The 11,803-nt window shown below is 61.1% G+C and carries 12 protein-coding genes and 1 pseudogene; 5 read left to right on the plus strand and 8 right to left on the minus strand.

Translation table 11 applies throughout. The annotated features are described in order from the left end of the window. Positions 1–76 precede the first annotated feature (76 nt). Positions 77–616, plus strand: a pseudogene (locus AB4O08_RS27855) (TetR/AcrR family transcriptional regulator); the annotation flags it as partial. Here the strand turns inward: AB4O08_RS27855 and AB4O08_RS27860 are convergent. The 5 genes from AB4O08_RS27860 to AB4O08_RS27880 are packed head-to-tail and all read right to left on the minus strand — an operon-like array spanning position 572 to position 5,854. Next, positions 572–1,570 (minus strand): DMT family transporter, encoded by a 999-nt coding sequence (locus tag AB4O08_RS27860; protein ID WP_031291359.1) that lies wholly within the window; start codon positions 1,568–1,570, stop codon positions 572–574. The pseudogene AB4O08_RS27855 and the gene AB4O08_RS27860 sit on opposite strands and share 45 nt — an antisense overlap. Beyond that, entirely contained in the window at positions 1,567–2,265 is a 699-nt protein-coding gene (locus AB4O08_RS27865; protein WP_010210492.1) for an ABC transporter permease, read from the minus strand. Before AB4O08_RS27865 ends, AB4O08_RS27860 begins: the two co-directional genes overlap by 4 nt. A 7-nt stretch (positions 2,266–2,272) precedes the next feature. After that, positions 2,273–2,977, minus strand: a complete 705-nt coding sequence (locus tag AB4O08_RS27870) for an ABC transporter permease (RefSeq protein WP_010210493.1) — start codon at positions 2,975–2,977, stop codon at positions 2,273–2,275. Between the two features lie 2 nt (positions 2,978–2,979). Continuing rightward, a complete protein-coding gene (locus AB4O08_RS27875; RefSeq protein ID WP_029529146.1) occupies positions 2,980–3,834 on the minus strand; it encodes a transporter substrate-binding domain-containing protein in 855 nt (284 codons plus the stop codon). A gap of 25 nt (positions 3,835–3,859) precedes the next feature. Beyond that, positions 3,860–5,854, minus strand: coding sequence for an aminotransferase class I/II-fold pyridoxal phosphate-dependent enzyme (locus AB4O08_RS27880; RefSeq protein WP_010210497.1), 1,995 nt, complete (start codon positions 5,852–5,854; stop codon positions 3,860–3,862). 333 nt (positions 5,855–6,187) lie between these two features. On the opposite strand from AB4O08_RS27880, the gene AB4O08_RS27885 reads away from it, so the two are divergent. Then, on the plus strand, positions 6,188–7,540 hold the full coding sequence (locus tag AB4O08_RS27885) for a cation:proton antiporter (RefSeq protein WP_021493170.1): 1,353 nt from the start codon (positions 6,188–6,190) through the stop codon (positions 7,538–7,540). Here the strand turns inward: AB4O08_RS27885 and AB4O08_RS27890 are convergent. The 3 genes from AB4O08_RS27890 to AB4O08_RS27900 form a co-directional block, all read right to left on the minus strand. Further along, positions 7,531–7,665 carry a hypothetical protein gene (locus AB4O08_RS27890; RefSeq protein ID WP_010210499.1) on the minus strand — a complete coding sequence of 45 codons (135 nt, stop codon included), beginning with the start codon at positions 7,663–7,665 and terminating at the stop codon, positions 7,531–7,533. The genes AB4O08_RS27885 and AB4O08_RS27890 overlap by 10 nt on opposite strands. Before the next feature lie 11 nt (positions 7,666–7,676). Continuing rightward, on the minus strand, positions 7,677–7,838 hold the full coding sequence (locus tag AB4O08_RS27895; protein ID WP_010210501.1) for a hypothetical protein: 162 nt from the start codon (positions 7,836–7,838) through the stop codon (positions 7,677–7,679). Positions 7,839–7,907: 69 nt separating this feature from the next. Beyond that, positions 7,908–8,453 carry a hypothetical protein gene (locus AB4O08_RS27900; protein ID WP_460114597.1) on the minus strand — a complete coding sequence of 182 codons (546 nt, stop codon included), beginning with the start codon at positions 8,451–8,453 and terminating at the stop codon, positions 7,908–7,910. A gap of 352 nt (positions 8,454–8,805) precedes the next feature. Between AB4O08_RS27900 and AB4O08_RS27905 the strand changes: the two genes are divergently transcribed. From AB4O08_RS27905 to AB4O08_RS27915, 3 genes are all read left to right on the plus strand, one after another. Beyond that, positions 8,806–10,215: a circularly permuted type 2 ATP-grasp protein gene (locus tag AB4O08_RS27905; RefSeq protein ID WP_010210503.1), complete on the plus strand. Its 1,410-nt coding sequence runs from the start codon at positions 8,806–8,808 to the stop codon at positions 10,213–10,215. Positions 10,216–10,217: 2 nt separating this feature from the next. Then, a complete protein-coding gene (locus AB4O08_RS27910) occupies positions 10,218–11,168 on the plus strand; it encodes an alpha-E domain-containing protein (RefSeq protein ID WP_010210504.1) in 951 nt (316 codons plus the stop codon). Positions 11,169–11,275: 107 nt separating this feature from the next. Then, on the plus strand, positions 11,276–11,704 hold the full coding sequence (locus tag AB4O08_RS27915; protein WP_021493172.1) for a nuclear transport factor 2 family protein: 429 nt from the start codon (positions 11,276–11,278) through the stop codon (positions 11,702–11,704). Positions 11,705–11,803: the final 99 nt, after the last annotated feature.

The raw sequence follows: 11,803 nt of genomic DNA on the forward strand, positions 1-11,803 counted from the left end.
TGATCAATTAATCGGTAGAGATTGAACACACGTTCAACTAATCTGAGCGCTGTGCTGTTTCATCCAAGGCCTGCCCATGACCTCCGACCTGCCCAAACTGCGCCGCGCCGACCCCGACGAACGCCGGGACCTGCTGATTGCCGCCACCCTTACCTGCCTGGCCCGTGATGGGCATGCCGGGATATCCGTGCGCCGCATCGCCTCCGAGGCCGGGGTGTCAGTGGGGTTGCTCAACCACCATTTCGGCAGCATTGACGCGCTGATCGCCGAGACCTACCACAAGCTGGCCAACGAGCTGACCAGCGCCCTCTGGGCACACGTGGAACAGGCCGAAGGCGCTGCCGCGCGCCTGGACGCGTTTCTCAGTGCCTCATTCTCGCCCAGGGTCATGGACCCCGATCTGCTCGGTGTGTGGGTGGTGTTCTGGAGCCTGATCCGCCATTCGCCCCACGTGAACCAGTCCCACGAAAACAGCTATCACGCCTACCTGGCATTGATCCGACAACTGCTGGACGACTTGGCCAACAGCGAAAACCTGGTAATCCACGACAGTCACCTGGCCGCCATCGGCTTATCGGCGATGCTTGATGGACTCTGGCTCGAGGGGTGCCTCAACCCCGGCACCTTCAGCCCCGCCAACGGGCTGCACATCTGCCGCTGCTGGGTACAGGGGTTGCGTCACGGCGCATTCGGCGCCGACCACGTCCTGTGACACCGGGTGCCGAGCGCTGAGCATGGCCAGGGTGCCGCTGATGGCAATCAACACCGCGCCGATGATCAGCGAGCCATCCATCAGCGTGCCCCACACCAGGCTCGAGAGAATGAACGCCCAGATCAGCCCGGTGTACTCGAACGGCGCGAGTAACGTCGCCGTGGCGCGACGGAAGCTGGCAAACAGCAGGAACTGTCCGATACCGCCCACCAAACCCGCCGCCAACATGCCCAGCCAGGCCGGCGCAGGGGCCGGTGTGTGGGTCCACGGCAAGGTCACGCCCATGCACACGACAAACACCACGTTGGTGATCAACATCTGCTCCAGCACCGTGCTGCTCGGGTCGACCTGGCGCAACTGGATATAGGTAAACGCCCAGCACAACGCCGCCCCCAAGGTCAGGGCGATGGGCCACGGGTCGAGCATATGGGTGGGACGGCACGCGATGATCACCCCGACAAACCCGATGATCAACGCGATCCACTGTCCACGGCTGGCGCGCTCCTTGAGGATCAGCGCTGCCAGCAGCGTGACCATGATCGGCGCGGAGAAATACAGGGTGGTCATTTCCGCCAGGCTCAGGTCCTTGGCGGCGGTGTAGTAGAGCAACCACGCCAGCAACGACAACAGACCGCGAATGATCAGCATGCGGCGGCTGACCGATACCCAGGCCCGCCGCAACAAGCCCATGCGCCCAGCCACCAGACACACGATCACCACCACCAGGCTGCGCCAGAACAGAATGGTGAACACCGAATAATCCGCCACCAGCCACTTGACCACCGCGTCCTGCAACGCCAGGAACAAGTAGGCCAGCGAACACAGGGCAATCCCTTGCAACCCGCGGTCCTGTGTCATCCGGCCGACCTGCGCAGCGGTGTGCCGCGCCGTTCGGCAATGGCGTAGACGCCTTCGATGAGGAAGGTCAGACACAGGTAGACCGCCGCCACCAGCAACAGCGGCTGATAGATCTGCAAGGTCTGTGCGCGTACCACGTTGGCCGCACCCAACAGGTCGACCACGGCAATGGTCGAGGCCAGCGCGGTGGATTTGAGCAACATCACCGTCTCCCCCGCCAGCGTCGGCAACAACAGGCGCATCGCCCGTGGCAGCCGCACCCGCAACAAGGCTTGGCGCGGCGTCATGCCGAATGCTGACGCGGCTTCCATTTCGCCCTTGGGCACTGCCAACAGGCCACCGCGAATCACTTCGCCGACATAGGCGCCGACTGACAACACCAGCGCAAACACGATGTACCAGTAACCGTCACGCAGGTAGGGCCAGAGAAAACTGCCACGAATCATCGGAAACTGCGCGAACAGGCTGCCCAGCCCGTAGTAGAAAATGTAGATCTGAATCAGCAGCGGCGTGCCACGCAACACGCTGGTGTAGGCCTGCGCGCCACGGGCCAGCCATTTGCGTCGCGACAACCGCGCCAACGCCACCAGCACCGCCAGGGCAAAACCCAGCAGCGCCGAAATCACCAGCAGCGACAAGGTGGTCTGCAAGCCTTTGGCGATCAGCCCCGCGTAGTAACTTATCCAATCAGGCATGGGCCGCTCACTCGACAACCGGCATCCAGCGACGGATTCGTCGCTCCAGGCGCCCGGACAGGTAGTTGGAAGCCAGCGTCACCAGGTAATACAAGGCGGCGGCCGTGAGGTAGAACAGCAGGTATTGACGGGTCGAGCCCGCCGCCTGCTTGGCGGTGTACAGCAACTCGTTGGTGCCGACCACGCTGATCAAGGCGCTGTCCTTGATCAGGTTGATCCACAGGTTGGACATACCGGCCAGGGCGAACGGCGCCATGATCGGCAAGGTCACCCGGCGGAACAGGCCAAACCCGCTCAAGCCAAACGCCCGTGCCGCTTCGATCTGGCCGTGGGGAATCGCCAGGATTGCCGCGCGGAAGATCTCCGAAGCATAGGCGCCTTGCACCAGGCCCAACACCAGAATCGCCACCAGCGGTCCGCTGATGTTCATCTGCGCGAAGCCCATCCACAGCATCAGGGCGTTGAGGCCCATGGAGCCGGCGTAATACAGCAACAGGATCAACAGCAGCTCCGGCACTGCGCGAAACACCGTGGTGTAGCCGCGCATCAACAGCGCGATGGGCCGCGGCGCACTGAGCTTGAGGCAAGCCACCACCAGGCCGATCAACACGCCCACCGCAAACGAGCCGGCGGAGATCTGCAGGGTCATCCATAACCCTTTGAGCAACGCATTGCCCCACCCTTGTTCGTCGAAGCTGAGAAGGTCGAACATGGTTATTCGGTCTTCTGGGCGATTTGCGGGTAGGGGCTGTCACAGGTCTTGCTCACAAACGCCGGGGTATCGGTGCGCTTGCACGGGCTGACCGACAGGCCGAAATAGTGCTGCGACAGGTCGTCGTAGTCCTTGCTCACCAGCAACTCGCCGATGGCCTTGTCCAGCCGGGCCTTGAGCGCGGTGTCTTCCTTGCGCAGGCCGGCGCCGACCCCACGGCCGATGATCGGGTCGTAGGGCACGCTGGCGATATGGGCCAGGCCACTGGCTTCCGGGGTCTTGACCATCATCGCAATGGCGGTGTCGTCGGCCATCATGTAGTCGATACGCCCGGCGATCAGGTCGGCGTTGGCCGATTCCTGGGTGTCGTAGTACTTCAGGTCAGCGATGTTTTCGTAGTACTTCTTCAGGTAGTTGGCGCTGACGGTGGAGATCTGCACGCCGATCAACTTGCCCTTGAGGCCCGCCGGGGAGATCTCGACTTCGCTGCCTTTTGGCCCGGCCACGCCTAACAGGGAATCGTAGTAAGCACGGCTGAAAGCAATCTGTTTTTCACGCTCATCGGTCACCGACATCGACGAGAAAATCACGTCGATCTTCTTCGCCAGCAACGAGGGAATGATGCCGTCCCACGCCACTTCCTTGATCTGGCATTCGGCTTTCATGCCTTCGCAGAGCTTGTGGATCAGGTCCACCTCAAAGCCGGACCACTGGCCATTGCCGCCTTTCACGGTAAACGGCGGATAAGGTTCTGCGGCAACCGCGAACACGATGGGTTTCTCCGCCGCCCAGCTGAAACCGGCGGCCAACATCAACACTGCACTGCCCAACCACGTTGCCATTCGCTTGGATTTCATGATGTTGCCCCGTCTTGTTATGGAGTTAGCGAGTTTGATGCGCGTTGACGAACTGTCGGCAACGTTCACTGCGTGGATCGATAAACACCGCATCCGGCGAGCCGGTTTCTTCGATCATGCCTTGGTGCAGAAACGCCACTTTTGACGACACATCCCGGGCGAAGGCCATTTCATGGGTGACCAGGATCATGGTGCGGCCTTCCTCGGCCAGGGAGCGGATCACCCGCAGCACTTCGCCCACCAATTCCGGGTCGAGGGCCGAGGTGGGTTCGTCAAACAGCATGACTTTGGGGCGCATGGCCAACGCGCGGGCAATCGCCACCCGCTGCTGCTGGCCGCCGGACAGGAACGCCGGGTATTCGTTGCGTTTGGCCGCGAGGCCGACGCGTTCGAGCAAGGCTTCGGCGCGTTCGATGGCCTCGGCGCGACTTTCGCGCAGGACCTGGGTGGGGGCTTCGATGAGGTTTTCCAGCACGGTGCGGTGCGGCCACAGGTTGAAGTTCTGGAACACCATGCCCAGGGTCGAGCGGATACGCACCAGTTGCCTGGCATCCGCGACCAGGGGCGCGCCGGGACGGCCGTAGTTGAGTTTGATGCTTTCGCCGTCCACATGGATGCTGCCCTGGTCCGGCACTTCGAGCATGTTGATGCAGCGCAGCAGGGTGCTTTTGCCGGAGCCGCTGGCGCCGATCAGCGAGATCACGTCGCCTTCGTGGGCCGTCAGGGAAATGCCCTTGAGCACTTCGATATTGCCGAAGCGCTTGTGCAGGTCGATGACCTCGATCATCTTTTTGGCTTCGGCCGCTGGCACCTCTTCGATCCTGGGCGCTGCCGCAATACGCGGTTCACCGGCGAGCTTGGCGACAAAGTGCGCGATGCGTTGGCAGGCTTCAGACAGGCGCTCCTCGCCCAAGGTGAAAGACAAGCGAACGAAACCCTGGGCCGGCGCCCCAAACGCGGCGGCGTCGAGTACCGAAACGCCGGCTTCACGAAACAGGCGCCAGGCAAAGTCAAGGGAGCCCAGGCCGGTGCCGCGCACATCCACCAGCACAAACATCCCGGCTTGCGGCGCCTGTACCTTGATGCCAGGGCATGCACTGAGCCCCGCCATCACCAAGTCGCGACGGCGCCGATAAATCTCGCGCATGCCCTGAGTCACGTCGTCATGGGCCAGCACCGCGGCGGTGGCGGCTTCCATCACGAAACCCGGCAGTCCGTAGAGCATGCTGAGCACCAAGGTTTCGGCGTGTGCGACCATCTGCGGCGTGGCGATGATCCAGCCGATACGCCAGCCGGTCATGGCATGGGACTTGGACAAACTGCCAATCACCACGCAACGCTCGGCCATGCCCGGCAGCGCAGCGAGGCTGTGGTACTCACCGTCGAACACCAGGCTTTCATAGACCTCATCCACCACCACCCACAGGTCGCGGGCAATCGCCAGGTCGGCAATGGCTTGCAGCTCTTGCAGGTTGAGCACCACGCCGGTCGGGTTGTTCGGGTTGGAGAAGAAAATCGCCCGCGTACGCGGTGTGATGGCTGCGCCGAGCAACTGGGCATCGAGGCGAAAACCGGATTCCGGGGAACAGGGCACGCGCACCAACGTCGCGCCGCTGGCCTTCAGCGTGGCCTCGTAGGTGACGTACATCGGGTCGAGCACCAGCACTTCATCACCGGCCTGCAACAGACACAGAGAGGTCACGAACAAAGCGTTCTGCGCACCCGCCACGGTGATCACGTTCTCGGCGCTCAACGCACGTGCCAGCGTTTTGCTGTAGCGCGCGGCAATGGCCTCGCGCAGTGCCGGGCGACCGGGGATTTCGGTGTAGTGGGTGTCACCTTCGCGCAAGGCACTCACAGCGGCGTCGGTGATGAACGATGGCGTGGCGAAATCCGGGTCGCCGACGCTGAGGATGATGATGTCTTCCCCCTGGCTGGCCGCCTGGAACGCGGCGTGGTGGATGTCCCAGGCGGCTACGCCCTGCCCTGCAATTCGTTCGACGAAGGGGGAAAACCGCATGCCAGAGCCTCTTGTTCAAGAAGAAACAGCGCGAACCCGTCCGGTGACAAACGGGTGGATGCGGTCAACATAGTTCAAACTGAACAGTCGTTCAATGGGTAAGTTTGCGACCGTGTCGTTTATGGTCCAAAGAGGTCGTTGTGGCGATTTTTATCGATTGGCAGCGGTGACAGGCCTGCAATTCGCCGGCTGAGCCGAAGTTCAGCTCGCTCAACGTGACGTGGGTGGAGAGCAGCATGAATTCCCATCGGTTCGCAATTGACCCAATCACATTGAACCGGTGACCCGCCACAGTCCTCCAAGCTGAATAGACCACGGCCCGGTACACCTTCGATGACTTTTATTCTATGGATGGCCGTACTGGGCGCCGTATTGCTCACCCTCGCCCTCACCTCTTCCTATTTGCGCTGGATGCCGGTCACCACCTCGGCAGTGTGCCTGCTGCTGGGTGTGGGGATTGGCCCCCTGGGTGTTGACCTGCTGCACCTGGATATCAAGCACTCGGCACGCTGGATGGAGCACCTCACGGAAGTCGCGGTGCTGTTTTCGCTGTTTGTCAGCGGCCTGAAACTGCGCCTGCCGCTCAAGCATCGTACCTGGCGCATCGCGTTTGGCATGGCCGGTCCGGTGATGTTGCTGACCATCCTGGGGATCAGCCTCGCGCTGCACTACCTGTTTACGCTGTCGTGGGGCGTGTCGCTGCTGGTGGGCGCGATACTGGCGCCAACGGATCCGGTGCTGGCAGGCCTGGTGCAGGTCAATAACGCTCAGGATTACGACGCGCTGCGCTTCGGATTGTCCGGCGAAGCGGGCTTGAACGATGGCACCGCCTTCCCCTTTGTGATTTTTGCCCTGCTGTTCATGCAACACGGCGGGTTTGACGGCGATTGGCTGGGCGGTTGGGTGTTGAAGAATTTGCTGTGGGCAGTGCCGGCCGGGTTGTTGATCGGCTACTGGATGGGCCGGGGCATTGGCCGCGTGACGTTGTGGCTGCGCATCACCAACAGTGACAGCACGCTCTCGCCCAATGATTACCTGACCCTCGCTCTGATTGCCCTGGCCTATGTGGTCGCCGAGGCGGTGGGCGGTTATGGCTTTCTGTCCGTGTTTGCGGCGGGCCTTGGTTTGCGCCAGGCGGAATTCCGCTCCACCGGAAACTCACAAACGCCTTCGGAGCATCTGGCATTGCCAGTGGTGGGCCATTTGGAAGTCGAGCCGGACCGGGCGTTGCAAGGGGATGTGAGCGAACTGAAGGACACCCAGATCGCCGCCGGCGTCATGATGGGCGACATGCTCTCATTCGGCAGCCTGGTGGAACGCTCGATGGAGGTGTTCCTGGTGACCGTGTTGGGGATTGTGCTGATAAGCCATTGGGATTGGCGGGCATTACCGATGGCGGCGCTGTTGTTTGGCGTGATTCGGCCGATCAGTGTGCTGGCGATGCCTTGGGGGCGTCTGATTGATCGTCAACAACGCGGCCTGATGGGCTGGTTCGGTATTCGCGGAATCGGCAGCATTTACTACCTGTTTTACGCGCTCAATCATGGCCTGATCGGCACCAGCAGCGCGGTGGCGGTGAACCTCACCTTATCGGTGATCGCCCTGAGCATCGTCGTTCATGGCCTCAGTACCCAACCGATGCTGGTGTGGTATGAACGACGTGCCCGGGTGAATACTCAGTCCTGACGCTCGGTATTACCCACATCCGCCGCGTCATCCAGATCGTTGAGCGGCACCTCTGCATCATCCATCAACGAACCCGGGTCTTCATTGCCGGGGTCGTTGAGTTCATCGTCGAGTTCTTTGGACATGACCGTCTCCTCTAACCACCTTGGGTGTCGATATCGGCATCGGTTTCAGGCTTGGGCTCAGGCTTGGGCTTGAAGTCTGGACTGTAGTCGTTTTCCTTGGCCTTGGGGTCTTTCGCCGGAACCGGGTCTTTGGGCGCATCCGCACCGGTGGCGGGTTGTTTGTCTGTGCTCATGGTTACCTCTCGGAAAATATCGCCTGGGTAGAGTTAAGGTAATGCCCGGGGCGATGAAGTTCCATCGGCTTACGACCCTGGGTTGTCGACCTGGATGTAAAACGCGTAAGCGGCGAGCATTACCCAGAACACCATGAACAACCAAGGTGCGCGCATGGAGAACAGCAGCGACTTGCGATACCCCTTGTGGGACGACTCCATCTCGGAAAACAGCGGCGACTCGTCATACGCCATGCCCATCACCGGCTCGCTGCGCAACAGTTCGCTTTGCTTGAAGTGCCAGTGATCGATGATCTCATACGCCGCACGGATCCCAGGCCATGCGTTGAGGGAACTGAGGATGCCCAACACTGCAAGAAAAATCGGCACCACCAAGGTGAACAGCTTGCCCCATTCGGGGTTGAGGTTCCCCATGCCCGACACAAAGGCAATCACCAGGAACGACTGCGCGGTGAGATAAGCGTCAGTACGGTTGGCGAGGATGGAGGTTTCGTATTGGATTTCGCGCCGATAGAAGTCGAGGCGGTCCTTGGGCGAGCCGAAAATCTTGGCGTTGTGTTCACTGTGATCGATCAGGCTCGATTCCGGAGTGTCTGGTGAGATGATTCTGGGCACATCGATGCTCCATGCGGGTTCGTGTCCTGTTAGAAGAATCAGGTACGGATGAAGTTCAAGTTTGTTCACGCACCAAATCGGAACAGAGCGTGCACCATGAATGGGAGCACTGGCCTGTTGGAATCGACCCATACCCAACAAATCGAGGGTTTCCGGCATTCCGGCACAGGCATTGCTTTATCCATTCATCTGCCCGGATACAGGAGCATTGGTTACCCCCCGACCCAGAGCCAACCCCATAAGAAAGTAAGGACCTGGCCCATTGGCACCCATCGCCACGGGCTCATAAAAAATGCGTTTTTTGAAACGGCAGTGCCCCCCCCTGCTTCCTCGGCACTGACAAGGTACTGGAATGGCTCGATCTTTCTTTGATGAAATGAATGACGCAAACGGCGTGTGCCGTGCGCATTACCAGGATTTCTCCCGCTGGCTGGCGAATACGCCGCCGGAGCTGCTGGCCCAGCGTCGCCGTGAAGCCGACTTGCTGTTCCACCGCGCCGGTATCACCTTCACCTTGTATGGCGACGAGCAAGACACCGAGCGCCTGATTCCCTTCGACATCATCCCCCGCAGCATCCCCGCCAGTGAGTGGAGCGTGATCGAACGCGGCTGTATCCAGCGCGTCAATGCACTGAACATGTTTCTTGCCGACATCTACCATGACCAGCGCATCATCAAGGCCGGGATCATTCCGGCGGACCAGGTGCTGGGCAACGAGGGTTACCAGAAGGCCATGGTCGGCCTGGACCTGCACCGCGACATCTATTCGCACATTTCCGGCGTGGACCTGGTGCGCGATGGCGACGGCACCTATTACGTGCTTGAAGACAACCTGCGCACCCCCAGCGGCGTGAGCTACATGCTCGAAGACCGCAAGATGATGATGCGCCTGTTCCCCGAAGTGTTCGCCAAGCAGCGCATCGCGCCGGTGGACCACTACCCCAACCTGCTGCTCAAGACCCTGAAGAGCTCAAGCCGCCTGGACAACCCCAACGTGGTGGTGCTGACGCCGGGTCGCTTCAACAGTGCGTTTTTCGAGCATGCGTTCCTGGCCCGTGAAATGGGCGTTGAGCTGGTAGAGGGCGCGGACCTGTTTGTGCAGGACCTCAAGGTGTTTATGCGCACCACCGACGGCCCCAAACCGGTGGATGTGATTTACCGGCGTATCGACGACGCCTTCCTCGACCCCAAGGCGTTCAACCCCGAGTCGATGCTTGGCGTGCCCGGCCTGGTCGCCGCTTATTGCGCCGGCAACGTGGTGCTGGCCAACGCCATCGGCACCGGCGTGGCCGACGACAAATCAATCTACCCCTACGTGCCGGAAATGATCCGTTTCTACCTGGATGAAGAGCCGGTGTTACAGAACGTACCGACCTTCCAGTGCCGCAAGCCCGACGAACTGTCCCACGTCCTGGCCAACCTGCCGCAACTGGTGGTCAAGGAAACCCAGGGCTCCGGCGGCTACGGCATGCTGGTAGGGCCGGCGTCCAGCGCGGCCGAGATCGAGGATTTTCGCCAACGCATCAAGGCCAGGCCCCATGCCTACATCGCCCAGCCGACCCTGAGCCTGTCCACCTGCCCCACGTTTGTCGAAAACGGCATCGCCCCACGGCATATCGACCTGCGGCCCTTTGTGCTCTCGGGCAAGGAAACCCGCCTGGTGCCGGGCGGCCTCACCCGCGTGGCGCTGAAGGAAGGCTCGTTGATCGTCAACTCGTCGCAAGGCGGCGGAACCAAGGACACCTGGGTGGTGGAGGGCTGAGTATGTTGAGTAGAACCGCCGCAGATCTGTACTGGATGTCCCGTTACCTGGAACGTGCCGAGAACCTGGCACGCATGCTGGAAGTGAGTTATTCGCTGTCATTGATGCCCCAGGCCGGGCGCAGTGACGGACTGGATGAACTGGCCATGTCGTTGCTCAGCAGCGGCACCCTGGACAGTTACCTGGAACGCCATAAACAGCTGGACGCCGAGCGTATGCTGCACTTTTTCGCCCTCGACGAAGAAAACCCCGCCAGCATCTACAACTGCCTACGTGCCGCCCGTGGCAATGCCCACGCGGTACGCGGGCGCATCACTGCCGATATGTGGGAAAACCTCAACGCCACCTGGCTGGAAATGCGCAGCATCGCCGCCGGCGGCCTGGCGCGACATGGCATCAGCCACTTCTGTGATTGGGTCAAGCAGCGCTCGCACCTGTTCCGGGGGGCTACCTCCGGGACGATCATGCGCAACGACGCCTATCGGTTTATCCGCCTGGGCACCTTTGTCGAGCGCGCCGATAACACCCTGCGCTTGCTGGATGCGCGCTACGAGATGTTTGGCGAGGAGTCGGAAGAAGTCAGCGACTTGTCGGCACGCGGTTACTACCAGTGGAGTGCCCTGCTCCGCGCGTTGTCGTCGTTCGAGGCCTACACCGAGCTGTACCCGAACGCACTGAATGCCCGTTCCGTGTCCGAGTTGCTGCTGTTGCGCAGTGATGTGCCGCGTTCGTTGCATGCCTGCATCGAGGAACTGAGCCATATTCTGGCAGACCTGCCCGGCAGTTATGGGCGCACGGCGCAGCGGCTGGCGGCGGAGTTCGAGGCGCGGCTGAGGTATACCGGGATTGATGAGATTCTTGAAGAGGGATTGCACAGCCGTCTGACGGACTTTATCGACACCGTGCGCGAGTTGGCGCGGGCGATTCAAAGTTCCTACCTGGAAATGGTCTGAGTGCATTTGGGGCACTTAACTGTCAGTTAGGGTGATTGACCCTGCTTGGATACCGCTCTTATGTTGGGCAGGTGAACGCCTTCCCATCATAAGAACAGGTACAGCGCATGTCCGAACTCAACCTCACCCCTACCGCCGCCAAAACCTTGCAACGCTGGCACGCCATGTTGGCCAATCGTGACCTCAAGGCCCTGCCCGACCTGCTGGCGCCCGACGCTGTTTTCCGCTCGCCCATGGCCCATACACCGTACCCTGGCGCGCCGGTCGTCTCGATGATCCTCAATACGGTGATCAACGTGTTCGAGGACTTCACCTATCACCGCGAACTCGCCACCGGCGATGGCTTGAGTGTCGTGCTGGAATTCAGCGCGCGCGTGGGCGACAAGCAACTCAAGGGCATCGACCTGATCCGTTTCAACGAACAAGGGCAGATCATCGAGTTTGAAGTGATGATCCGCCCGTTGAGCGGGCTGCAAGCCCTGGGTGAGGAAATGGGCCGGCGCCTGGCGCCTTACCTGGCCAAGGCCAAGGGCTGATTAGCGACGTCGGTGCCAACGGTGCTGGCGGACGTGAGCCTGCGCCTCGTGCACCGCACCCTGCAATTGCATGGGCGCAGCATCCGCTTGGTGGATCAA

The organism is Pseudomonas sp. H3_E07, from assembly GCF_054668895.1.

Coding starts and splice junctions, on each gene's coding strand:
- AB4O08_RS27860 (WP_031291359.1), bottom strand. CDS start 1,570: ATGACACAGGACCGCGGGTTGCAAGGGATTGCCCTGTGTTCGCTGGCC.
- AB4O08_RS27865 (WP_010210492.1), bottom strand. CDS start 2,265: ATGCCTGATTGGATAAGTTACTACGCGGGGCTGATCGCCAAAGGCTTG.
- AB4O08_RS27870 (WP_010210493.1), bottom strand. CDS start 2,977: ATGTTCGACCTTCTCAGCTTCGACGAACAAGGGTGGGGCAATGCGTTG.
- AB4O08_RS27875 (WP_029529146.1), bottom strand. CDS start 3,834: ATGAAATCCAAGCGAATGGCAACGTGGTTGGGCAGTGCAGTGTTGATG.
- AB4O08_RS27880 (WP_010210497.1), bottom strand. CDS start 5,854: ATGCGGTTTTCCCCCTTCGTCGAACGAATTGCAGGGCAGGGCGTAGCC.
- AB4O08_RS27885 (WP_021493170.1), top strand. CDS start 6,188: ATGACTTTTATTCTATGGATGGCCGTACTGGGCGCCGTATTGCTCACC.
- AB4O08_RS27890 (WP_010210499.1), bottom strand. CDS start 7,665: ATGTCCAAAGAACTCGACGATGAACTCAACGACCCCGGCAATGAAGAC.
- AB4O08_RS27895 (WP_010210501.1), bottom strand. CDS start 7,838: ATGAGCACAGACAAACAACCCGCCACCGGTGCGGATGCGCCCAAAGAC.
- AB4O08_RS27905 (WP_010210503.1), top strand. CDS start 8,806: ATGGCTCGATCTTTCTTTGATGAAATGAATGACGCAAACGGCGTGTGC.
- AB4O08_RS27910 (WP_010210504.1), top strand. CDS start 10,218: ATGTTGAGTAGAACCGCCGCAGATCTGTACTGGATGTCCCGTTACCTG.
- AB4O08_RS27915 (WP_021493172.1), top strand. CDS start 11,276: ATGTCCGAACTCAACCTCACCCCTACCGCCGCCAAAACCTTGCAACGC.